This is a genomic window from Pseudoduganella plicata (assembly GCF_004421005.1).
In the GTDB taxonomy this organism is placed as follows: Bacteria; Pseudomonadota; Gammaproteobacteria; order Burkholderiales; family Burkholderiaceae_D; genus Rugamonas; species Rugamonas plicata.
The window spans coordinates 3,220,959-3,243,329 of record NZ_CP038026.1; the positions used below are offsets into that span (position 1 = coordinate 3,220,959).

Sequence of the window (22,371 nt, forward strand, 5' to 3'; positions counted from 1 at the left end):
TATTTACAGAAAGCAACTAAACATTCATAGTAGCATAAATATACCTGCCCTTGACGAGAAGCAAATTCAGCGGGCGAAAAATGTCGCCGTGATGCCCACTACTGTTGTTTGGCAGCGTCGAGGGCCATCCGCTGGCGGTAGCCACGCGCCACCAGCCAGAGCATCAGCGCCGAGGACGTGAACAGCAGTTGCCCGGCGGCCAGCCACAGCACGGAGTCCGCCAGCGCCGGTGCCACGACGCCGGCGACGATCGCGCCCATCAGCGTCGTCTCGAACGACTGGCACGAGGCGACGGTGCCGCGGATATGCGGGAACAAGTCCAGCGCCAGCAGCGTGGCGGCGGGCGCCACGACCGACATGCCGAAGGTGTAGAAGAACATCGGCACAACGCTCCACGGCACCGAAGGCGGCATGAACAAGTGATACAGCACGTTGCAGCCGGCGGGCGTGAGCAGGAAGCAGAAACCGATGCCGATCTGGCGCGAGAACGTCATCCGGCCGGCGATGCGGTTGGCAGCCAGCGCGCCCGTGAAAATCCCGGCGACCGACGGAATGAACAACCACCCGAACTGGTCGGGCCCCAGGTGCAGCTGGTTGGGCAGCATCACGGGCGCTGCCGTGATGTAGACGAACAGGCCGGCGAAGTTCAGCGCGACGATGCCCGACTTCAGGTGAAACAGCGGCGAGCCGAGAATTTCGCGGTAGTTACGGGCAAGGAAGCGCGGGTTGAACGGCTGCCGCTTCTCAACCGGCAGCGTCTCCGGCAGGCGCCGCCAGCAGACGATGAAGAGGCCAATGGCAAAGGCGAACAGCGTCAGGAAGATCGCGCGCCAGTCGGTGTATTTGACGATGAAGCCGCCCATGATGGGGGCTACGGCCGGCGCGATGGCAAAGATCATCGTCACCAGCGACAGCAGCCGGGCCGCCTCGGCATCGTGGTACAGGTCGCGGATGATGGCGCGGCCGACCACGACGCCGGCGCCGGCCGATATCCCCTGCAGCACGCGGAAGAACCACAGGTAATGGACGCTGTGGGCGGCCGCGCAGCCGACGGTGCCGATGGCGAACAGCACCAGCGACACGAGGATGACGTTACGGCGCCCGAACGCATCGGACAGCGCGCCGTGCCACAGCACCATCGCCGCGAAAGCCAGCATGTAGGCCGTCAGGCTTTGCTGCACTTCGATGGCGGAAGCGCCCAGGGATGCCTGGATGTTGGGGAATGCCGGCAGGTAGGCGTCGATGCAAAAAGGCCCCAGCATCGACAGCGCCGCGAGCACGACTGCCAGGCCATTGCGCCCCAGCGGCCGCATATGCCCCTTGGGCGGAGCGACGGGGGGAACGGGATCCGGGGGATGTCGGCGGCGGTGTCGGGCAGCATGCGGTCTTCTGATCGGTGAGGGTGATGCGGCTGGGGACAGCTAATGTCCCCGACTTTCTGGGTTGCCCAGTTTACCGGACTTCGGGCAACGGCGCCGGCCACTCCTGGGCCGGCGGCGATCAGCCTTCCGCCGGGCCCTCTTTCGGCATGGCCTCTTCGCGGCGGTTAAAGCCGGCGACCATGTCGAAGCGGAACAGGCGGCATTCGAGCGCACCGTTGAAGAACGGGGTCTTGCGCGATTCCTTCAGGCGCAGCATCTTCGGCAGCCCCAGGTCGGCCGTGAACAGGTAAGCCGTCCAGCCGGCAAAGCGCTGCTTGAGCGTCTTGCTGAAATCGGCGTAGAACGATTTGGCCAGGTCGTCTTCCGGCAGGGTACTGTCGCCGCGCACGCCGATCCGCTCGCCGTACGGCGGGTTGGTCAGCAGGATGCCCGGCTGCGCCGTCGGCGCCTGCACCTGCTGCGCCTCGATCTGCTTCAACGGCACGTCGAACAGGATACCGGCGCTTTTCAGGTTGTGGCGCGTCATTGCCACCATGTCGCCCGAGATGTCGGAACCGAAGATCGTCGGCTCGGTCGGCAGCGGATTGGCCTTGATGGCCGACTTCATGTCCTGCCATGGGGCAGGATCGAAGTCATGGAATTTTTCAAATGCGAAGCGGCGGCGCGCGCCCGGCGGCACGCCCTGCAGCATCTGCGCGGCCTCGCACAGGATGGTGCCGGAACCGCACATCGGGTCGAACAGCGGCATGCCCGGCTTCCAGCCCGACACGCGCAGCAGGCCGGCGGCCAGGTTTTCGCGCAACGGCGCATCGCCCGTCTCGGTACGCCAGCCGCGCTTGAACAGCGCTTCGCCGGACGTGTCCAGGTAGACGATGAACTGGCGCTGGTCGAGGAAGCCGGCGATGCGCATGTCCGGCTCGCGCGTGTCGACGGACGGACGCTTGCCGTACATGTCGCGGAAACGGTCGCAGACGGCGTCCTTGATCTTCAGCGTCGTAAACTCGATGCTCTTCAAAGGCGACTTGATCGCCGTGACATCGACGCGGATCGTGTGATCGACGCCGAACCACTCTTCCCACGGCTGCGCGAGCACGAGGTCGTAGATATCGTTTTCGTTCTGGTAGTGGCACACGCCCATGCGCATCAGCACCCGCGATGCGATGCGCGAATGCAGGTTGATGCGGTAGGCGTCATACAGATCGCCCGAACAGTGCACGCCGCCGGGCACCTGGTTGTGCACCTTCAGCGTGGGGCTGGCGGTGGTTTGTGCGATCTCGAGCAGCTCTTCAGCAAGAGCGGCTTCCATGCCGCGCGGGCATGGGCAAAAATAGGAAGTCATGGGGGTACCCTTTATCCGTTGTGAAAAATGTTTCCAAAATCGAGGACAGTCCCCGATTTTGGCAATATTGCCTCAAAACAGGGGACTGTCCCGGGTTTTAGCGGCTGATCGCCCGCTCGAAGAAGTCCAGGCGGTCCTGGCCCCAGAAGCTTTCGCCTTCGTACACGTACCACGGCGAGCCGAACACGCTGCCGGCCATGCCTTCATCCGTGTTGCGGTCGTACTCGGCCTGCACGCTGGCCGTTTGCGCCGCTTTCAGCAGCTGCGCGCCATCGAGGCCGCAGCCGTTAGCGATCGCGACCAGGGTCGCTTCGTCGCCGATGTTTTTATCGTCCGCCCACAGCGCGTGCATGATGGCGTGGGACAGCGCCAGCGCCGTGTCGACGCCGTTGCCCAGCCGCGCCGCGACGATCAGTTTCGCTGCCGCGTCGGGCGAGACGGGGAAGAACGTTGGCTGCACCTTCAACGGCACGCCAAGAAAGTCCGACCAGCGCGCCAGCTCCGTCAGCCGGTAGGCCTGGCGCTGCGGTGCGCGCTTGGCCAGCGGCAGTCCGCCCGATGCCGGGAACACCTTGGAGAGATCGAGCGGGCGCAGGTCGATGGCCACGCCATGCCGGCGGCACATGGCGACAAAGCGCTCGTGGCCCAGGTAGGCCCACGGCGAATGGGGCGCGAAATAATACTGGCAGCTTTTCATGACGACACTCCGTCAGAATGGTTTGACGACGACCAGGATGACGATGACCAGCAGCAGCAGCACCGGCACCTCGTTGAACCAGCGGTAGAACACGTGGCCGCGCTGATTGACGCCGCGCTCGAACTTCTTCAGCAGCGAACCGCACGCGTGGTGATAACCCAGCACCAGCACGACGAACAGCAGCTTCGCATGCAGCCAGCCCGGCAGCTTCATGCCTTCCGGGCCGCTGTACTGCATCCACGCCAGGATCAGGCCGAACACGATGGCCGGCACCGCCAGCAAGGTCATGAAGCGGTACAGCTTCCTCGCCATCAGCAGCAGCCGCTCGGACGTCGGTCCCTGCGCTTCCTGCGCCAGATTGACGAACAGACGCGGAAGGTAGAACAGGCCGGCAAACCACGACGTGACGAAGACGATGTGCAGCGCTTTGATCCAGAGCATGGGAGGTCCTTTGGTGATTACGAGCGGATTTCGCCGTGTCCGAACACGACGTACTTCAGTGACGTCAGGCCTTCCAGGCCCACCGGGCCGCGCGCGTGCAGCTTGTCGTTCGAGATGCCGATCTCCGCGCCCAGGCCGTATTCGAAACCGTCGGCAAAGCGCGTCGACGCGTTGACCATGACGGAGGCGGAATCCACCTCGCGCAGGAAGCGCATCGCGGCACTGTAGTCTTCCGTGACGATGGCTTCCGTGTGTTTCGACGACCAGGTGTTGATGTGATCCATCGCCGCGTCGATGCCGTCGACGATTTTCACAGCCAGGATCGGCGCCAGGTATTCCGTCGACCAGTCTTCCTCCGTCGCATGCGCCAGGTGCGGATAGCCGGCAGCGGACAGGATCGCGTGCGCCTCGGCATCTGCGCGCAGCTCGACCGATTCCGTCAGATAGCGCTGCGCCAGTTGCGGCAGGATCGTGGGCGCAATGGAGCGCTCGACCAGCAGCGTTTCCATTGTGTTGCACGTGCCGTAGCGGTGGCATTTGGCGTTGAAGCCGATGTCCAGCGCCTTTTGCAGGTCGGCCCTGGCATCGATGTAGACGTGGCAGATGCCGTCCAGGTGCTTGATCATCGGCACCGTCGCTTCCTCCATCAAGCGGGCGATCAGGCCCTTGCCGCCGCGCGGGACGATGACGTCCACGTATTGCGGCATCGTGATCAGGGCGCCCACGGCGGCGCGGTCGGTTGTATCGACCACCTGCACGCCGTCGGCCGGCAGCCCGGCGCCTTCCAGGCTCGCCTTGACGATCTGCGCCAGCGCGCGGTTGCAGTGGATGGCTTCGGAGCCGCCGCGCAGGATCGTCGCGTTGCCGCTCTTGATGCACAGGCCGGCCGCATCCACCGTCACGTTCGGACGCGCTTCGTAGATGATGCCGATGACGCCCAGCGGCACGCGCATCTGGCCGACCTGGATGCCGGTCGGGCGCACCTTCAGGTTCGAGATCTCGCCGACAGGATCGGGCAGCGCAACGATCTGGCGCAAACCTTCGACCATCGTGGCGATGGCCTTGTCGGACAGCGCCAGGCGGTCCAGCATGGCGGGCGCCAGGCCATTGGCACGGGCGGTATCGAGGTCCTGCGCATTGGCCGCGCGCAGCGCCGGCGCTTCCCGCTCGATCGCATCGGCGATCAGCGACAATGCCCGGTTGCGCGTAGCGGTGTCGGCACGCGCCATCGCGCGCGAGGCGGCGCGGGCGCGCCGGCCCAGCTGTTCCATGTACTCGGTAATCTCGGTGCTCATCCCGGTTCTCATCCTTATCCCCTTGCGACCTTCAGCGCCAGTTGCAGCATGGCGTCCCACTGGTCGCCGGCGAACGACTTGCCGCGCAACCCCTTGACCATCTTGTCCACCTGGGCGGCCTGCTGCAGCGCCCATTCCAGCGTGGCCTGGGACAGCCGGCGCAGCGCCGGCTCCATCATGCGCTCGCGCGGTCCCCAGATGCGGTATTCCTTCAGCAGCGCGCCCAACGGCCGGCCCTGTGCCATTCCCGCCTTCAGCTTGAGCAGGGTGCGGATCTCTTCCGACACGGCCCACAGCACCAGCGGCAGCGCTTCGCCCTCGCCCTTCAACCCTTCCAGCATGCGCACGAGGCGGGCCGGATCGCCTGCCAGCATCGCTTCCGAGAGCTTGAACACGTCGTAGCGCGCCACGTTCAGCACCGCGTCGTGCACCTGCTCGTACGTCAGCTTGCCCGGTTCGTGCAGCAGGCCCAGTTTCTGGATTTCCTGGTGCGCCGCCAGCAGGTTGCCTTCGACGCGGTCGGCAATGAAATCCAGGCTTTGCCGGTCCGCGCTCTGGTTCTGCAATGCCAGGCGCATGGAAATCCAGTTCGGCAGCTGGGCGCGTTCCACTGTCGGGATTTCGATGTAGACGGCGCTCTGCTGCAGCGCCGTCACCCACGCCGCCTTGGCCGTCTGCCAGTCCAGCTTGGGCAAGGTGATCAGCGTGAGGTTGTCGGGGCTGAGGTCTTTTACGTAAGCCTGCAATGCCGCGCCGCCGTCCTTGCCCGGCTTGCCCGTCGGGATGCGCAGCTCGATCAGCTTCTTGTCGCCGAACAGGGACATCGCCTGGTTCGCCGCCAGCAGTTCGCCCCATTTGAAGCTGCGCTCGACCGTCAGCACGTCGCGCTCGGAATACCCTTGCGCCCGTGCCGCGCGGCGGATCTTGTCCGCCGCTTCCAGCGCGAGCAGGTGTTCGTCGCTGGTGATCACGTACAGCGGCGCCAGGGGTTTGGCCAGATGGCCATCCAGCGCGTCGGAGCGCAGTTGCATGCCCGCCCTTACTGGTTCTTCGACGTGCCTGGCACGACGACAGGTTGCGTGGCCTGTTCGGCCGGCGCCGACGACGGCATGACCGGCACGGCGGTGCCGGCCGGCGTCGCATCCACCGGCGCGGTACCGGGCATCGTCAGCACGCTGCCGCTGTGCGTGGCCGGCGGTGGCACGGTACCGGGCTTGATCGCGGCCATGCGTCGCATCATCTGCTGCACGAGGTCGCCCTGCATGTCGCGGTACAGCATGGCCTCTTCCTGCTCTTTTGCCAGCAGCTGCGTTTCATTGAACGTGATCGGGCGCGTCAAGGTGATCTGCGTGGGCGCCAGCAGCTCGGCGCCGTTGCGGTCCCGGACGCGGAACACGATGTTGTAGCTCAGCAGGTATTCGCTGACGCGGCCGGCGCTGTTCAGCGACAGGATCGTCTTCGTGCGCGTTCTTTCCGGATCGGTGATCACCTCGATGACGCCATCGGCCGCCTTGGCGTCGTTGACAATGACCGTGTTGCCGTTGACCCGGATATTGCGTTTCAGGTCGATCGCCAGCGGCGACGACTCCGGCAGGCCGACGTACATCGTGCGGAACGGCAGCGTGTAGTTGCCGCCCGAGCCGCGCAGGTGGAAGCCGCAGGCCGTCACGCTGCCGGCCAGAGCGGCCAGCAGCACTGCATTACGGGTCAGCCTTGTCAGAGTCTGTGCCATGGTTACACCACGATGTTAATCAGCTTGCCCGGCACGACGATGATCTTCTTCGGCGTCCCTTCGATGAACTTCTGCACGCTCTCCTCGGCCAGCGCGGCCGCTTCGATGGCCGCCTTGTCCAGGCCTTTCGCGACCTTGACGGAGCCGCGCAGCTTGCCGTTCACCTGGATCATCATCTCGATTTCCGACTGCTCCAGCGCGGCCGGATCGACTTGCGGCCAGGCCGTGTCGAGGATGTCCTTGTGCGCGGTGGCGTAGCCCAGCTCCGTCCACAGCGCATGCGTGATGTGCGGCGCGACAGGGTTCAAGAGGCGCAGGAAGATCGAGAAGCCTTCGGCGATGACGCTTGATGATTCGGCGCTGTCGTCCAGCTTGGCCGACTCCAGCGTATTGAGCATCTTCATGCAGGCCGAAACGACCGTGTTGTACTGGATGCGCTTCAGGTCATAGTCGGCCTGCTGCAGCACCTTGTGCAGTTCGCGGCGCAGCGTTTTACCCGCGTCCGTCGTGGCGCTGGCCGTGATGGCGGCGCCTGCGGCGGCAATGCGGTCCTTCTGCGCATAGCCATATGCCCAGACGCGGCGCAGGAAGCGGTTGGCGCCTTCGACGCCGCTGCCGGACCATTCCAGCGTCTGTTCAGGTGGCGAGGCGAACATCGTGAACAGGCGGGCCGTGTCGGCGCCGTACTGCTCGATCTGCGCCTGCGGGTCGATGCCGTTGTTCTTCGACTTCGACATTTTTTCCGTGCCGCCGATCTGCACCGGCTGGCCGTCGGATTTCAGCAGCGCCGAGACCGGGCGGCCCTTGTCGTCCGTCGTCAGTTCCACGTCCGCCGGATTGAGCCACGTCTTCTTGCCGTTGGCTTCCTCGCGGTAGTACGTTTCGTTCAGCACCATGCCCTGCGTCAGCAGGTTGACGAACGGCTCGTCGAATTTCACGAGACCCAGGTCGCGCATGACCTTCGTCCAGAAGCGCGCGTACAGCAGGTGCAGCACGGCGTGTTCGATGCCGCCGATGTACTGGTCCATCGGCATCCAGTAGTCGTTGCGGCTGTCCACCATCGCGTCGTTGGAACCCGGCGACGTATAGCGCATGTAATACCACGACGAATCGACGAACGTGTCCATCGTGTCCGTCTCGCGGCGCGCCGGCTTGCCGCATTGCGGGCAGTCGCAGGCCAGGAAGGCTTCATGCTTGTTCAGCGGGTTGCCCGTGCCGTCCGGGACACAGTCTTCCGGCAGCACGACCGGCAGGTCTTTTTCAGGCACGGGCACGGCGCCGCAGTCGGCACAGTTGATCATCGGGATCGGCGTGCCCCAGTAGCGCTGGCGCGAGATGCCCCAGTCGCGCAGGCGGAACGTGACCTTCTTCTCGCCCAGGCCCAGCGTGGCCAGGTCGGCGGCGACCGCGTCGACGGCTTCCTTGTAGCGCAGGCCGTCGTACTTGCCGGAGTTGATGACGACGGAGACTTCCTTGTCGCCGTACCACTCCTGCCAGGCGTCCAGCGAGTAGTCACGGCCTTCGGCCGAGATGACTTGCTTGATCGGCAGGTTGTACTTCCTGGCGAACGCGAAATCGCGCTCGTCGTGCGCCGGCACGCCCATCACGGCACCGTCGCCGTAGGTGATCAGCACGTAGTTGCCGACCCAGACTTCGACCTGCTCATTGGTCAGCGGATGGGTGACGAACAGGCCCGTGGGCATGCCCTTCTTTTCCATCGTGGCCATGTCGGCCTCGATGACGGAGCCCATCTTGCACTCGGCGATGAACGCCTGCAGTTCGGGGTTGTCTTTGGCGGCATGCGTCGCCAGCGGGTGCTCGGCCGCGACGGCGCAGAACGTCACGCCCATGATGGTGTCGGGACGCGTCGTGAAGACGTACATGCGGCCATCGCCGATCGGCTGGCCGTCATCGCCCTTGATCTGGTGCGGGAAGGCGAAGCGCACGCCGGTCGATTTGCCGATCCAGTTCGACTGCATGATGCGCACGCGCTCGGGCCAGCCCGGCAGCTTGTTGTCGACGTGTTCCAGCAGCTCTTCGGCGTAATCGGTAATGCGCGCGTAGTACATCGGGATCTCGCGCTTCTCGATCAGTGCGCCCGAACGCCAGCCGCGGCCATCGACGACCTGCTCGTTGGCCAGCACGGTCTGGTCGACCGGGTCCCAGTTCACCGTGCCCGTCTTCTTGTAGATGATGCCCTTCTCGAGCATCTTGAGGAACATCCACTGGTTCCACTTGTAGTATTCGGGCTTGCAGGCCGTCATTTCACGCGACCAGTCGATGGCCAGGCCCATCATCTCCATCTGCGCACGCATATGGGCGATGTTCGAATAGGTCCATTGCGCCGGCGGGACATTGTTCGCCATCGCCGCGTTTTCGGCCGGCATGCCGAACGCATCCCAGCCCATCGGCATCAGCACGTTGTAGCCGTTCATGCGCAGGTAGCGGTACATCACATCGTTGATCGTATAGTTGCGCACGTGGCCCATGTGCAGCTTGCCGGACGGGTAAGGCAGCATCGAGCACGCGTAATACTTCCCTTTCGGGAAACGCGGGTCGTTTTCGACGGCTTTATAGGCGTCGATCGCCTTCCAGTGGGATTGGGCAGCTTTTTCGACGTCGGCGGGACTATATTTGTCTTGCATGATGGATGCACAATAGTGAATATGAACCGAACATTATACTGGTTAGTTGGCGTGCCACCCGCGCGCGGCGGCACGCCATGACGATGACGCGCTATGCGGAATTTCCGCCCTGCCCGGCCCTGCGGCCATATGTCGCGTGCCTGTGGGCAGCGCAAACGGCCGGCGCGGCGCCGCACCGCGTATTGCCGGACAATTGCGTCGACATCCTGTGGCAGGACAGCGGCCATGCCGCCTTCGCCGTCGGCATGATGAGCGCGCCGATCTGGGTGCCGTCCGACCGCCCCGTCCGCACGGTGGCGGTGCGCTTTCGTCCCGGTGCCGGCGCCATCTTCCTGGGTATTCCGCTGCACCCGCTGACGGATACGCGCGCCGGCCTGGCCGACCTGTGGGGCCGCGATGAGGCGGACCGGCTGCGCGATGCACTGTGGGAGCCGCGGATGACCACCGCGTCCCGTTTGCGGCTGATCGAGGCGGCACTGCTGCGCCGTCTGGCCGATGTCACGTTGCGCCCGACGGCGGCCACGCGCGCCGTCGCCATCATCGAGGCGGCGCGGGGCGTTATCCGCGTGGAAGACGTCGCGGCCGTCCTGGACGTCTCGCGCCAGCACCTGGCCCTGCAGTTCCGCCAGCAAGTCGGGCTGACACCGAAACTTTTTGCCCGCATCTGCCGCTTCCGCCATGCCAGCGCGACGCTGCGCGCCGACGCGGACTGCGACGTGGCCGCCGTGGCGCTCGACTGCGGCTATTTCGACCAGGCGCACCTGATCCGCGACTTCCACGACTTTGCCGGCACCACGCCGGACGCCTGGCGGCGCTGATCTTCCAATTTTCCAATCCGTTTTATTGCCGCCATGGCAGGATGCTGCCATCGACAACCGTGGAGAACATCATGATCAAAGGTTTGCGCACCGCCATCTATCCCACCCCCGACCTTGCCGCCGGAAAAGCCTGGTACACGCAGGTATTCGGCGTGGAGCCCTACTTCGACCAGCCCTCTTATGTCGGGTTCAATATCGGCGGCTTTGAACTGGGGCTGCTGCCCGACGGCGTGCCGGGCAAGGACGGCGCGCAGGTGTACTGGGGCGTAGACGATATCGAAGCGGACGTCGCACGCATCGTCGCGCTCGGAGCGAGCGTTCACTCCGCTATTCAGGACGTGGGCGAGGGCATCCGTACCGCCGAGCTGGCCGATCCCTTCGGCAATGTGCTGGGGCTGATCCAGAATCCGCTGTTCGATCCCTCCGCAGTGCGTTGAAAAACCCGGTGCCAGGCTCCGGTTTGTCCGAAATCGGAGCCTGGCACCGGTTCGTCGCGCTTGGAGCGAGGGTTCACTCCGCCTTTCTGGACGTGGGCGAGGGCATCCGTACCGCCGAGCTGGCCGATCCGTTCGGAAACGTGCTGGGCTTGATCCAGAATCCGCTGTTCGATCCCTCCGCAGTGCGTTGAGAAAAACTGGTGCCAGGCTCCGGTTCTTCCGAAATCGGAGCCTGGCACCGGTTTGGACGTTCATGGTAATATACGGTTTGTATATGAACCGTATAAAGGAAACACCATGGGCATCGTCAAGATTTCCGACCAGATGCATGAGAACCTGCGCATCGCCAGTGGCGCGCTGAGCCGCTCGATCAATTCCCAGGCCGAGCACTGGCTGCGCATCGGCCTGCTGGCCGAGACCAATCCCGACCTGAACTACAGCGAACTGTGCCAGCTGCTGCTGCGCGGCGACACGGGAGGGGGGCCGCTGCGCCTGACGCCGCTGGACCGGGAGCTGCAGAATGCGTAAGAAAAAAGAAAACGACATCCTGATCAAGTCGCCGGAGCAGGTCGCCATGTCGCGCATCGCCGGCGGCCTGGCCGCCGACGTGCTGACGATGATCGCGCCCTACATCAAGCCGGGCGTGACGACGGAATACCTCGACCAGCTGTGCCACGACTACATCATCAAGGAGCTGAAGGTCATCCCGGCCAACGTCGGGTATGCCGGCTTCACCAAGACCGTTTGCGCGTCCGTCAACGAGGTCGTCTGCCACGGCATTCCGTCGCCGAAAAAAGTGCTGAAGGACGGCGACATCGTCAACATCGACGTGGCCGTCATCAAGGACGGCTGGTTCGGCGACACGAGCCGGATGTACTACGTGGGCAACGTCAGCAAGGCCGCGCGCAAGCTGTGCGAAGTCACGTATGACGCCATGTGGGCCGGTATCCGCGCCGTCAAGCCGGGCGCCACCCTGGGCGACGTCGGCCACGCGATCCAGACGGTCGCCGAAAACGCTGGTTACTCGGTCGTGCGCGACTACTGCGGCCACGGCATCGGCATGGTGTATCACGAGGACTTGCAGGTGCTGCATTACGGCCGGCCAGGCATGGGCATGGTGCTGCAGCCCGGGATGATCTTCACGATCGAGCCGATGATCAACGCCGGCAAGCACCAGACGCGCGCGCTGCCCGATGGCTGGACTGTGGTGACCGCGGACCGCTCGCTGTCGGCGCAGTGGGAGCACATGGTGACCGTGACCGAGACCGGGTTCGATGTGCTGACCTTGGCGCCTGGCGAAAAGATCTGACCGTCACGTCCGGAGGCCGCCAGCAGATGCCGGCGGCCTCCTGTACAACGTCAGCGCAGTACCAGCTGCAGCGCCGGCTTTTCGCCGTAGTCTTCGTAGCGTTCGTTGATGCCGCCGACGCAGTATTCGATTTCCGCCAGCAGCTCCGGCGCCGCAGCACGCAGCGCGTGGGCATTGTCGATGACGATCTGCAGCAGCTCGTTTGGCTTCAGGCGGATGTTCGTCATGCCTTCGTCGTCGCGCAGGTACGACAATGCGTCGATCCACGAATCCATCGTGTCGCCGTAGTAGTCGGGCAGGCCGAACGCCGCGCGGCTGGCTGCGTGGAAGGATGCTTCGTCGCGGATCGCCGCGCCGTCCAGGGTGACACTGGCCATTATTTCGGTTCCTTCGGGTCGGTGACGAAGACCAGCTTCGTCAGGCCCTGCCCCTGTGCGGCCGCCATGAACTGGGCCACCGCTTCATAGCGGGTGGCGCGGTCGGCGCGCAGTTGCAGTTCGGGTTGGGGGTTGCGCGCTGCGGCGCCTTGCAGGCGCGCGGCCAGTTCGTCCGCTTGCAGCGCCTCGTTGTCCCAGTAGACGGTACCTGCGGCATCGATCGACACGGTGACGGTCGCCGCGCCCTGGGCGGTCGCCGCCGCTTTTGCCTTCGGCAGATCCAGGCTGACGGCATTGGTAAACATCGGTGCCGACAGAATGAAGATCACCAGCAGCACCAGCATCACGTCCACCATCGGCGTGACGTTGATGTCGGCCATTGCGTCCTTCTGGCGGTGATGGTTGAACGCGCCGAATGCCATGGTGGGCCTCAGGTTTTCGTCAGGTAGGCGTGCAGGTCGTGCGCGAACGCGTCGAGCTCGGAGATCGTCAGCCGGTTGACGCGGTTGAAACCGTTATAGGCCAGCACCGCGGGAATGGCGACCGTCAGGCCGACGCCCGTCATGATCAGCGCTTCGCCCACCGGGCCGGCGATGCGGTCGATCTGCACGGGGCCGGACGACGACACGGCCGCCAGCGCATGGTAGATGCCCCAGACGGTGCCGAGCAGGCCGACGAAGGGGGCGGTGGAGGCAATCGATGCCAGCAAGGTCAGGCCGCTTTCGAGGCGCACGGTAGAACGGTGGATCGCATCGCGCAGCAGCCGCGTCATCTGTTCGGACGGGCCGACGGCGCTGCCCAGCGAAGCCTGGCCGGGTGCGACGCGCACCGTGCCCTGGCTGGCCAGCGCGAGATAGATGCCTTCCGGGTCGCCGGCGGCGACGGCGGCGACGCCGTCCTGCAACGTCGGCGCATCCCAGAAGCGGCGCACGACGGGCGCGCTGCGGCGCACGCGCCATGCCATCCAGCCTTTCGAGAGGATGAAGAACCAGCTTGTCAGCGACATCGCCAGCAGCAGCCAGGCCACGGCGTGACTGATCGCGTCACCCCGCTCCCAGTACGTGGCGAAGCTGAAGTGCTCCATCAGCCGTTCAGCGCCAGCACATCGAACATGTCGAACAGGCCGGTCTGTTTTTCGGCCAGGAAGCGCGCGGCGCGCAGCGAGCCTTGCGCGTAACCGGCGCGGCTGCTGGACTTGTGGCTGATTTCGATGCGCTCGCCCGTTCCGGCAAACAGCACGGTGTGATCGCCAATGATGTCGCCGCCGCGCACGGTGGCGAAACCGATCGTCGACGGATCGCGTTCGCCCGTCACGCCTTCACGGCCGTAGACGGCGCATTCCTTCAGGTCGCGGCCCAGCGCGTCGGCGATCACTTCGCCCATTTTCAGCGCCGTGCCGGACGGCGCATCGACCTTGTGGCGGTGGTGCGCTTCGATGATCTCGATGTCGTAGCCGGTGGACAGGCTTTTCGCCGCCAGTTCCAGCAGCTTGAGCGTGACGTTGACGCCCACGCTCATGTTCGGGGCGAAGACGATCGCGGTCTTTTCCGCCGCCGCCGCGATGGCCGCCTTGCCGGCTTCATCGAAACCGGTCGTGCCGATCACCAGCTTGACGCCATGTTCCGCGCAATATTCCAGGTGCTTCAGCGTGCCTTCGGGACGCGTGAAATCGATCAGCACGTCGGCGCCCTGCAATCCTTCGGCCAGATCGTCCGTAACGATCACCCCGGCCGGCTTGCCCAGGAACGCGGCCGCGTCCTGGCCCAGGCCGTCGCTGCCCGCGATGCCCAGTGCGCCGGACAGGCGCAGGTCATCCGAATTCTGCACCGCTTCGACCAGCATGCGGCCCATGCGGCCGCCGGCGCCGGCAACGGCGATATTGAGCTTGCTCATTCTTGTCCTCAGTTCTGCTTGACGTTGACTTCGACCGGATTGCGGTTGCCCGATTCCTGGCCGCCCGGCAACGGCGCGCGCGCAGCCGCCGGCTGGTTTTCGCTGTCGCGCTTCTGGTCTTTCTGGAATTTGCGGATCGGCCCGGCGATGCGGGCAATGTACTCCTGCTCGGTCGGCAGGTCGCCGCCTTCGAAGCGCTCGACCTTGCCTTCCTTGTCGAAGTAGACGACAACGGTGCTGGTGGTCAGCTCGCCGCTGCCGCGGGCCAGGCGGAACGGGTAGTCCCAGCGGTCGGCATGGAAGATATCGTTCAGCAACGGCGTACCGAGAACGAAGCGGACCTGGTCACGCGTCATGCCCGTCTTCAGCTGGGCCAGCATTTCTTTCGACACGAAGTTACCCTGCTGGATATCCGGACGGTAAGGCGAGAAGAACCACATGAACTTCTGCATTTTCGTGACCTGGACGGTCTGTGCGCCCTGTTTCGCATCGACCTGCACTTCCGGTTCGCGCGCGGCGCGGCCCCCTTCCAGCGGTCCCAGCACGGTGCGGCTGGCGCAGCCGCCCAGCGCCAACGCCACGCCTGCCGCGGCCACGAAGAACGGGACGCGACGTTTCAAACTGTGCAACATGGAGGGCGACGTGGATCGCGTTACTGCCGGGGTGAAGCGCATAGATGACCTCAATTCAGATTGAGCAGAAGTGCCAAAACGCTATATCATAAAGCACTCCAGCCAAAACCGACTACCAAACATGAGTAACAGCCCCACCGACCTGAAGGCCAGCGGCCTGAAGGCCACCCTGCCACGCCTGAAAATTCTGGACATTTTCCAGAACAGCGCAGTGCGCCACCTGACGGCCGAAGATGTCTACAAGATTCTGCTGGCCGACAATATGGACGTTGGCCTGGCCACCGTCTACCGCGTGCTGACGCAGTTCGAGCAGGCCGGCCTGCTGAACCGCAATCACTTCGAAAGCGGCAAGGCGATCTTCGAACTGAACCAGGGTTCCCACCACGATCACCTGGTCTGCATGGACTGCGGCCGCGTGGAGGAATTCGTCGACGATGAAATCGAACAGCGCCAGCACCGCATCGCGCAGGAACGCGGCTTCAAGATCGCCGAGCATGCGCTGGCGATCTACGGCACCTGCACCAAAACGGATTGCCCGCACCGGCATTGAGCCGGCGGCAGCAAAGCAAAACGGCCCACATGGGCCGTTTTTTATTTCCTCACAACAGGGGTCTATCCCGGGTTTTCAGTTGTGGCTCAGGGCGTTCGACAGCAGCCGCGAGGTGATGTCGACAATCGGGATCACGCGCTCATACGCCATGCGCGTGGGGCCGATGACGCCCAGCGTGCCGACGATGCGCCCATTCGACGTGTACGGTGCCGTCACGACGCTCATTTCGTCCATCGGCACCAGGGTCGATTCGCCGCCGATGAAGATCTGCACGCCCGACGCTTTCGACGACACGTCCAGCAGCTGCATCAGGCCCGTCTTCTGCTCGAACATGTCGAACATCTGCCGCAGCGACGACATGTTCGACGACAGGTCGCTGACCGACAGTAAATTTCGTTCGCCGGAAATCACCATGTCGTCCGAGCTGTCGGCCATGGCCTCGCTGCCCGCTTCCACGGCTGCCTGCATCAGGCGCCCCATGTCGTCGCGCAGCTGGCGCAGTTCGCCCTGCATGCGTGTGCGCACTTCGTCGAACGCCAGGCCGCCGTAGTGCTGGTTGATGAAATTGGCAGATTGCTGCAATTGCGATGGCGTGTAATCGACGTCCGTCAGCAGCAGGCGGTTCTGCACGTCGCCACCGGGGGCGACAATGACGAGCAGGATGCGCTTCTCGCCCAGGCGTAAAAACTCGATCTGCTGGAACACGGATTCGTGGCGGGGACTCAATACGACGCCGGCGAACTGCGACAGCGACGACAGCATCTGCGCTGCATTGGCGATCAGCTTATGTGGCGGCTGGGCCTGCGGGCGCAGCGTCGATTCGACGGCGCTTTCGTCGATCGGCTGCACCGTCAGCAGGGTGTCGACAAAAATACGGTAGCCGCGCGGCGTCGGCACGCGGCCGGCGGACGTATGGGGGCTGGCGACATAGCCGAGCTCTTCCAGGTCGGCCATGATGTTGCGGATGGTGGCCGGGGACAAGTCAAGGCCGGAGATCTTCGACAGTGCGCGCGATCCGACGGGTTGTCCGTCCGCAATATAGCGCTCTACCAGGGCTTTGAGCAGGGTTTGGGCACGGTTATCGAGTTGCATAATTCAATCTTCAGGCGTACACGGTATTATGCACGGCTGGCGACGGCACAGGGAATTCAATCGGATAACTGTTGTTCCAGCCACGCAATCAACTCTTCAAAACTGCTGCAAATCGCATCGGGCGCAATGCCCAGCTCGACGTGGGCGTTACTACCCGTCCGGTTCATCCACACGGCCCGCAATCCCGCTTTCTGCGCGCCCTCGACATCGAGGCGCAGGTCGTCGCCCACGTAGACGGCATGGCGCGGCGCCACGCCCAGCGCATCGCAGGCGGCCAGGAAGATCGCCGGGTCCGGCTTGGCCTTGCCGAAATGACTGGCGGCCAGCGCCACCTTGAAATGGTGGGCGATACCGATGACTTCAAGGTCCGCATTGCCGTTCGTGACGGCGCCCAGGGTGAGTCGGTCGGCCAGGTGCAGCAGACCGGGCAGCACGTCGTCATACGGCTTGACCGCGTTGCGGGCAGCAAAGAAATGCTGCATGGCGCCGTCGATATGCGCCAGGTCTTCGCCCGCATGCGCGAACGCGGCCTCCAGCGCCGCCCGGCGCAGCTTGCCAAGGTCCAGATGATAATGCGGTTCGGCTGCCAGCAGCGCCATCCGGCGCGCGCGCAGCTCCTCGATTGAAAAGGCCTGTGCAACCTTCGGTGCGTGCGTGGCCAGCCAGGCGTGCAGCGTGGTTTCCGCCTCGGCGATCACGGGGGCGATGGGCCACAGCGTATCGTCGAGGTCGAACAGGATGGCGCGGGGTCGTTCGGTAACGTTCATGATGCCATTGTCGCATGGTTGGAACAGTGCGCGACGCACCGCCCGGCCGGGGCGCACGCGCAGGTAGAATTGACCAACTTTTAATCCTGAGGAGCCCGCCATGCCCGCCATCCGACGTTTCGCCCTGCTGGGTTTGCCTGCCGCGCTGCTGGCAGGTTGCGCGACGGCGCCGTCTGGCGACGCCATCCTGTCCGCCTACGTCGTGCTGGGCGAACAGGGCAGCGCGACGGCGCGGGTGTTGACGGCGGCGGCGGCGTGCCCGACGCTCAACGTGGACGGCCGCGCGCTGCCGATGACGGTGCGCGCACCGGCCGCGACGATCCCGCAGCGGCCGACCGCGTCCAGTCCGGCGGATTCGAAACCGTCGGCGTTCCCCGTGCTGACGTGCGAGCTGCCGTTGCCGGCAGGAATCCGCAGCGCGCAGCTGGCCGGTCGAACGTTGCCGGTGCCGGTAGCCCAGCCGAGCCGCATCGTCGTCATCGGCGACACCGGCTGCCGCATGAAAAAGGCCGACAATGCTTATCAGGCCTGCAACGATCCGCAAGCCGCACCATTCGGCACCGTGGCCGCATCGGCTGCGGCGTGGCGGCCGGACCTCGTCGTGCACGTGGGCGACTACCATTATCGCGAGAACGCCTGCCCGGAAGGAAACGCCGGCTGCGCGGGCAGCCCATGGGGCTATGGCTGGGACACGTGGCGCGAAGATTTCTTCCGCCCGGCCGCGCCGTTGCTGGCGGCAGCGCCCTGGGTGGCCGTGCGCGGCAATCATGAATCGTGCGTGCGCGGTGGCCAGGGATGGTGGCGCTTCCTCGATCCCCGTCCCCTGCTGCCGGGGCGCGACTGCAATGCCGCCGCCAACGACACCGTGGGCGACTACAGCGATCCGTATGCCGTGCCGCTGTCGCGGGACACCCAGCTGCTGGTCGTGGACACGGCGGCGACCACATGGAAAGGCCTGAAACCGGGCGACACGGGATATGACCGCTACCGCGACGCCTATGCGAAGGTCGCCACGCTGGCGGCCCGCACGCCCTACAATCTGCTGACAAACCACCACCCCATCCTCGGCTTCGGCGCGGACCTGGACAAGAACGGCCAGCGCTACCTGCAGCTGGGCGACAAGGGCCTGCAGGACAGCTTCGGCTCCGTCAACGCCTTGCTGCTGCCGCCGAACGTGCAGGCGCTGCTGGCCGGGCACGCCCACCTGTGGGAGCAAGTCAGTTTTTCCAGCCCCCATCCCACGCAATTTGTCACCGGCTTTTCCGGCACGGCCGAAGACACCGTGCCGTTGCCGACCGACACGTCGGACGTCCACCCGGCGCCGGGCGCCGTCATTAATGCCTTCAGCTCCTGGGTCGGCGGGTTCGGCTTCATGACGATGGAGCGCGAAAGCGGCGGCGTCTGGCGTATCGAGGTGCACGACCGCACGGGCGCGGTGAAGAACGGCTGCCGGTTGATCGAGCGCCAGTCGGTGTGCGACACGGCCAGAATAGACTGAGCCCCGAGGTCCGGCGCCGCTTGCCGACCCATGCCGTTACAAGGATTTGTCGAGCCTGTCGTTATTAAATGCACTAAAATAAGCGCCGACTCATGCTCCGCGCCGCGGCACAGCATTTATGGCTAATCGATTTTTGGAGAGATTTTTTATGAAGAGTATGTATGTGCGCGCGAGCGTCAGCGCACTGTGCGCCGCATTGCTGGCCGGCTGCGGCGGCGGCGACGATGGCAGCCTGGTGCTGCAGGTAACGATCAACTCGCTGACCAAGCAGGGCCTCGTGCTGACCAGCGGTTCGCAGGAGTTGCCGGTCAGCCCGACCGGCGCGGGCACGATGTACGCCACGTTCCCCAACCTGATCGAGGAAGACAGCACGATCGACGTCAAGATCAAGACGCAGCCGACGGCCGCCGAGTGCAGGATCGATCCCAAAACTGTCGGCCTGAAGGCCAATTACTACACGGCCCGCCAGGTCGTCATCAACTGCACCACGAACAGTTACACGCTGGGCGGCACGATTGTCGGCCTGACGGGCGAAGGCCTGATCCTGAACAACGGCGACCAGCAGGTCAAGCCTGCCGCCGGCAGCGTCGAGTTCAAGTTTGCCAACAATGTGGCCGATGGCGCCAACTACGGCGTGACCGTGCTGTACCAGCCGGCCGGCCAGGTTTGCACCGTCGCCAACAACGCCGGCACGATGCCGTCCGGCCCTGTGACCAATATCGCCGTCACTTGCACCAAGGCCTGAACGCGCCACACCGCTACCGGCGCGCCCACGCGGCGCGCTTCTTTTTGGAGAATGCAATGAAAGCAATGTATCTGGCCCCGATCGCGCTGGCCCTGGCGCTGGCGGGTTGCGGCGGCAAGGAATCGTATGCCGTCGGCGGCTCCGTCACCGGCCTGAAGTTCAGCGGCATGGAGCTCACCAACGGTTCGGACAAGGTCGCGGTCCAGCCTGCGGCTGACGGCAGCGCCGTCAGGTTCACGTTCCCGAAATCGATCGATTACGGCGACGAGTACGAAATCGTCATCAAGAACCCGGCGCACCAGACCTGCGGCCCTGCCATCTCGGGCGGGCTGAAAGGTTCGGCCGGCTACACGGAGACGATCGACGTCGCTCTGGTCTGTTCGGTCAATACCCACAAGCTGATCGGCACGGTCACGGGCCTGAACGTGGCCGGCTTGGTCATCATCAACGGCAACGGATCGGAATACACGATCGAGAAAGACGCGACGAGCTTCACCTACACGGACGCGATCCCGTCGCAATCGTCGTACGGCCTGGTGGTCCTGAAGCAGCCGGCCGGCAAGTCCTGCACGATCGCCAACGGCACCGGCGTCATGGAGGATGACGATGTCAAAAACATTGCGATCACCTGCGTTCCGGCCTGATATTCACAAGTGGAATGATGGGCATTCGTAAAATAAAGTGGATCAATATGTGGCGACGCATCATAATCCATCCCGTCTCCTCCACTTCTTTCTAAGAATTGGATTTAGCCGGCTCTCTGAGCCGGCTTTTTTTTGCCTGTTTTTCTGGCGAAGCGGCTGGTGTCGGGACTTGGCACCGTACTACGGTGCCAAGTCGGAATACATCACGCGGCGGCGGGCGCCTCCAGGCTGTTCGCCAGCCGGACGTACGCTTCCACCGGGACTGTCTCCGGCCGCGTGCCCGGATCGATGCCGGCGTCGGCGATCTGCTGTTCCGTGAACATGCCGGCCAGGCAGTTGCGGATTACCTTGCGGCGCTGCGAGAACGCCTTCTGCACCACCGCTTCCAGCGTGGCCTTGTCGCACGCCAATGGCTCGGCGATGGGGATCATGCGCACGATGGCCGAATCGACCTTGGGCGGCGGGTCGAACGCCTCGGGCGGCACGATGAACATCAGCGCCATGCGGTAGCGCCATTGCAGCATGACGGACAGGCGCCCATAGGCCTTCGTGCCCGGCTCGGCCACCATGCGCTCCACCACTTCCTTTTGCAGCATGAAATGCTGGTCTTCGACCAGGTGCGTAAACTCGGTGAAGTGGAACAGCAGCGGGCTGGAGATGTTGTAAGGCAGGTTGCCGACGATGCGCAGCTTGCGCCCTTCCGGTACGGGGATGGAAGCGAAGTCGAACTTCAGCGCGTCGCCCGAGTGGATCGTCAGCTTCTCGCGCGGGAAGCGCTTTTCCAGCCGCGTCACCAGGTCGCGGTCCAGCTCGACCACGTGCATGTGGTTCAGGGACTTGAGCAGCAGCGCCGTCATCGCCGCCAGGCCGGGGCCGATTTCGACCATCGTGTCGTCCGGCGCGGGCGCGATGGCCTCGATGATGTCGCCCAGGACGCGGTCGTCCTGCAAAAAGTTCTGGCCGAAGCGCTTGCGGGCTATGTGTTTCATCTGTCTTCTATTTCAGTGTGTGGGCGGAACCGCCCGGAGAGCGTGTTCAGGCGCGGCTGGCGCGCACCATGGACAGCGCGGCGTCGATCGCCTGCTCCATGCTGCCGCAATCGGCCTGCCCGAGGCCCTGCGCCGCGAGATCGAGCGCCGTGCCGTGATCGACGGAGGTGCGGATCAGCGGCAGGCCCAGGGTGATGTTGACGCCGCGGCCGAACGTGGCGAATTTCAGCACGGGCAGGCCCTGGTCGTGGTACATCGCCAGCACGCAATCGGCGTCCTGCAGGTACTTCGGCTGGAACAGCGTATCGGCCGGGTATGGCCCGCGCGCATCGATGCCGCGCGTGCGCGCCGCCTCCAGGGCCGGGATGATCGTGTCGATTTCTTCCCGGCCCAGGTAGCCGTTCTCGCCCGCGTGCGGGTTCAGGCCCGTGACGAGGATGCGCGGCGCGGCGATGCCGAATTTCGTGCGCAGGTCGGCGTGAACGATGTCCAGCGTGCGGGCCAGGCTTGCGCCCGTCAGCGCACCGGCCACGTCCTTTAATGGCAGGTGCGTCGTCGCCAGGGCAACGCGCAACTGCGGCACACCGGGTACGCCGACGGGCGCGCCGGCCAGCATCATGACCACTTGCGGGGTGCCTGTACGCTCGGCGAAATATTCCGTATGGCCGGAGAACGGCACGCCGGCGTCGTTGATGGTGCTCTTTTGCAGCGGCGCCGTGACGACGGCGGCGAACCAGCCTGCCTTGACGCCTTCGATGGCGGCATCCAGCGTGGCCAGCACGGCGCGGCCGTTTTCCTTGTCCAAGGTGCCGGGCACCACGTGCGCGGCCAGCGGGACGTCGATGGCGCACAGGCGCTCGGCGCCGAAATGCGGCACGCCGCTATGGCGCACGGCCTGCAGCGACAGAGCGCTGATGCGGATAGCCGGATCGATGGCGTGCGCCGTCATCGCCAGGAACGCCGCGTCGCCCAGCAGCACGCAGTTGACCTGCTCGCGCAGGGCCCAGGCGGCGCGGATCGAGATTTCCGGGCCGATGCCGGCCGGCTCACCTGTGGTGATGCAGATCGTCGGCCGCGCCGTCGCCATGG

Annotated in this window: 26 protein-coding genes; 9 read left to right on the forward strand and 17 right to left on the reverse strand. The window is 64.7% G+C overall.

Annotated elements, in window-relative coordinates:
- Positions 1-98: 98 nt before the first annotated feature.
- The 8 genes from E1742_RS14065 to leuS form a co-directional block, all read right to left on the reverse strand.
- Positions 99-1,313, reverse strand: a complete 1,215-nt coding sequence (locus E1742_RS14065; RefSeq protein ID WP_134385541.1) for a multidrug effflux MFS transporter — start codon at positions 1,311-1,313, stop codon at positions 99-101.
- A 187-nt stretch (positions 1,314-1,500) separates the two neighbouring features.
- Positions 1,501-2,721, reverse strand: coding sequence for a THUMP domain-containing class I SAM-dependent RNA methyltransferase (locus E1742_RS14070; RefSeq protein ID WP_371860152.1), 1,221 nt, complete (start codon positions 2,719-2,721; stop codon positions 1,501-1,503).
- Positions 2,722-2,818: 97 nt separating this feature from the next.
- Complete coding sequence (locus E1742_RS14075; RefSeq protein WP_134385542.1) at positions 2,819-3,418, reverse strand: 2-hydroxychromene-2-carboxylate isomerase; 600 nt, start codon at positions 3,416-3,418, stop codon at positions 2,819-2,821.
- Between the two features lie 12 nt (positions 3,419-3,430).
- On the reverse strand, positions 3,431-3,859 hold the full coding sequence (locus tag E1742_RS14080; protein WP_134385543.1) for a CopD family protein: 429 nt from the start codon (positions 3,857-3,859) through the stop codon (positions 3,431-3,433).
- A gap of 17 nt (positions 3,860-3,876) precedes the next feature.
- Positions 3,877-5,154, reverse strand: coding sequence for a glutamate-5-semialdehyde dehydrogenase (locus E1742_RS14085; RefSeq protein WP_229465968.1), 1,278 nt, complete (start codon positions 5,152-5,154; stop codon positions 3,877-3,879).
- Between the two features lie 14 nt (positions 5,155-5,168).
- Positions 5,169-6,185, reverse strand: coding sequence for a DNA polymerase III subunit delta (gene holA, locus E1742_RS14090; RefSeq protein WP_134385544.1), 1,017 nt, complete (start codon positions 6,183-6,185; stop codon positions 5,169-5,171).
- An 8-nt stretch (positions 6,186-6,193) separates the two neighbouring features.
- A complete protein-coding gene (locus E1742_RS14095; protein WP_134385545.1) occupies positions 6,194-6,886 on the reverse strand; it encodes an LPS-assembly lipoprotein LptE in 693 nt (230 codons plus the stop codon).
- A gap of 2 nt (positions 6,887-6,888) precedes the next feature.
- On the reverse strand, positions 6,889-9,531 hold the full coding sequence (leuS, locus tag E1742_RS14100; RefSeq protein WP_134385546.1) for a leucine--tRNA ligase: 2,643 nt from the start codon (positions 9,529-9,531) through the stop codon (positions 6,889-6,891).
- A gap of 77 nt (positions 9,532-9,608) precedes the next feature.
- Here leuS and E1742_RS14105 point away from each other — a divergent pair, with 77 nt between their 5' ends.
- From E1742_RS14105 to map, 5 genes are all read left to right on the forward strand, one after another.
- Positions 9,609-10,349, forward strand: coding sequence for an AraC family transcriptional regulator (locus tag E1742_RS14105; RefSeq protein WP_229465970.1), 741 nt, complete (start codon positions 9,609-9,611; stop codon positions 10,347-10,349).
- Positions 10,350-10,420: 71 nt separating this feature from the next.
- Entirely contained in the window at positions 10,421-10,786 is a 366-nt protein-coding gene (locus tag E1742_RS14110) for a VOC family protein (RefSeq protein ID WP_134385547.1), read from the forward strand.
- Positions 10,783-10,977: a VOC family protein gene (locus E1742_RS14115; RefSeq protein WP_134385548.1), complete on the forward strand. Its 195-nt coding sequence runs from the start codon at positions 10,783-10,785 to the stop codon at positions 10,975-10,977. The genes E1742_RS14110 and E1742_RS14115 overlap by 4 nt, the downstream gene beginning before the upstream one ends.
- Before the next feature lie 106 nt (positions 10,978-11,083).
- Positions 11,084-11,314: a ParD-like family protein gene (locus tag E1742_RS14120; RefSeq protein ID WP_134385549.1), complete on the forward strand. Its 231-nt coding sequence runs from the start codon at positions 11,084-11,086 to the stop codon at positions 11,312-11,314.
- Entirely contained in the window at positions 11,307-12,095 is a 789-nt protein-coding gene (gene map, locus E1742_RS14125; protein WP_134385550.1) for a type I methionyl aminopeptidase, read from the forward strand. Before E1742_RS14120 ends, map begins: the two co-directional genes overlap by 8 nt.
- 50 nt (positions 12,096-12,145) lie before the next feature.
- Here map and E1742_RS14130 read toward each other — a convergent pair whose 3' ends face one another.
- The 5 genes from E1742_RS14130 to E1742_RS14150 are packed head-to-tail and all read right to left on the reverse strand — an operon-like array spanning position 12,146 to position 14,997.
- The gene (locus tag E1742_RS14130) at positions 12,146-12,472 is read right to left on the reverse strand and encodes a barstar family protein (RefSeq protein WP_134385551.1); all 327 of its coding nucleotides are present in this window, start codon (positions 12,470-12,472) and stop codon (positions 12,146-12,148) included.
- A complete protein-coding gene (locus E1742_RS14135) occupies positions 12,472-12,894 on the reverse strand; it encodes an ExbD/TolR family protein (RefSeq protein WP_134385552.1) in 423 nt (140 codons plus the stop codon). The genes E1742_RS14130 and E1742_RS14135 overlap by 1 nt, the downstream gene beginning before the upstream one ends.
- Before the next feature lie 8 nt (positions 12,895-12,902).
- Positions 12,903-13,556, reverse strand: coding sequence for a MotA/TolQ/ExbB proton channel family protein (locus E1742_RS14140; RefSeq protein ID WP_134385553.1), 654 nt, complete (start codon positions 13,554-13,556; stop codon positions 12,903-12,905).
- The gene (dapB, locus tag E1742_RS14145; protein WP_134385554.1) at positions 13,556-14,365 is read right to left on the reverse strand and encodes a 4-hydroxy-tetrahydrodipicolinate reductase; all 810 of its coding nucleotides are present in this window, start codon (positions 14,363-14,365) and stop codon (positions 13,556-13,558) included. Before dapB ends, E1742_RS14140 begins: the two co-directional genes overlap by 1 nt.
- Before the next feature lie 8 nt (positions 14,366-14,373).
- On the reverse strand, positions 14,374-14,997 hold the full coding sequence (locus tag E1742_RS14150; RefSeq protein ID WP_189569070.1) for an outer membrane protein assembly factor BamE: 624 nt from the start codon (positions 14,995-14,997) through the stop codon (positions 14,374-14,376).
- 121 nt (positions 14,998-15,118) lie between these two features.
- On the opposite strand from E1742_RS14150, the gene fur reads away from it, so the two are divergent.
- Entirely contained in the window at positions 15,119-15,547 is a 429-nt protein-coding gene (gene fur, locus E1742_RS14155; protein WP_134385556.1) for a ferric iron uptake transcriptional regulator, read from the forward strand.
- A 75-nt stretch (positions 15,548-15,622) separates the two neighbouring features.
- Here fur and hrcA read toward each other — a convergent pair whose 3' ends face one another.
- Complete coding sequence (gene hrcA / locus E1742_RS14160) at positions 15,623-16,639, reverse strand: heat-inducible transcriptional repressor HrcA (RefSeq protein ID WP_134385557.1); 1,017 nt, start codon at positions 16,637-16,639, stop codon at positions 15,623-15,625.
- A gap of 56 nt (positions 16,640-16,695) precedes the next feature.
- A complete protein-coding gene (locus E1742_RS14165; RefSeq protein ID WP_134385558.1) occupies positions 16,696-17,406 on the reverse strand; it encodes an HAD family hydrolase in 711 nt (236 codons plus the stop codon).
- A gap of 100 nt (positions 17,407-17,506) precedes the next feature.
- On the opposite strand from E1742_RS14165, the gene E1742_RS14170 reads away from it, so the two are divergent.
- From E1742_RS14170 to E1742_RS14180, 3 genes are all read left to right on the forward strand, one after another.
- Positions 17,507-18,904, forward strand: a complete 1,398-nt coding sequence (locus E1742_RS14170) for a metallophosphoesterase family protein (RefSeq protein WP_134385559.1) — start codon at positions 17,507-17,509, stop codon at positions 18,902-18,904.
- Between the two features lie 148 nt (positions 18,905-19,052).
- On the forward strand, positions 19,053-19,649 hold the full coding sequence (locus E1742_RS14175) for a hypothetical protein (RefSeq protein ID WP_134385560.1): 597 nt from the start codon (positions 19,053-19,055) through the stop codon (positions 19,647-19,649).
- Positions 19,650-19,705: 56 nt separating this feature from the next.
- Positions 19,706-20,293, forward strand: a complete 588-nt coding sequence (locus E1742_RS14180) for a hypothetical protein (protein ID WP_134385561.1) — start codon at positions 19,706-19,708, stop codon at positions 20,291-20,293.
- 203 nt (positions 20,294-20,496) lie between these two features.
- On the opposite strand, the gene rsmA is transcribed toward E1742_RS14180, so the two are convergent.
- Both rsmA and pdxA read right to left on the reverse strand, forming a co-directional pair.
- Entirely contained in the window at positions 20,497-21,282 is a 786-nt protein-coding gene (gene rsmA / locus E1742_RS14185; RefSeq protein WP_134385562.1) for a 16S rRNA (adenine(1518)-N(6)/adenine(1519)-N(6))-dimethyltransferase RsmA, read from the reverse strand.
- A gap of 46 nt (positions 21,283-21,328) precedes the next feature.
- Positions 21,329-22,369: a 4-hydroxythreonine-4-phosphate dehydrogenase PdxA gene (gene pdxA, locus E1742_RS14190; RefSeq protein WP_134385563.1), complete on the reverse strand. Its 1,041-nt coding sequence runs from the start codon at positions 22,367-22,369 to the stop codon at positions 21,329-21,331.
- Positions 22,370-22,371 lie beyond the last annotated feature (2 nt).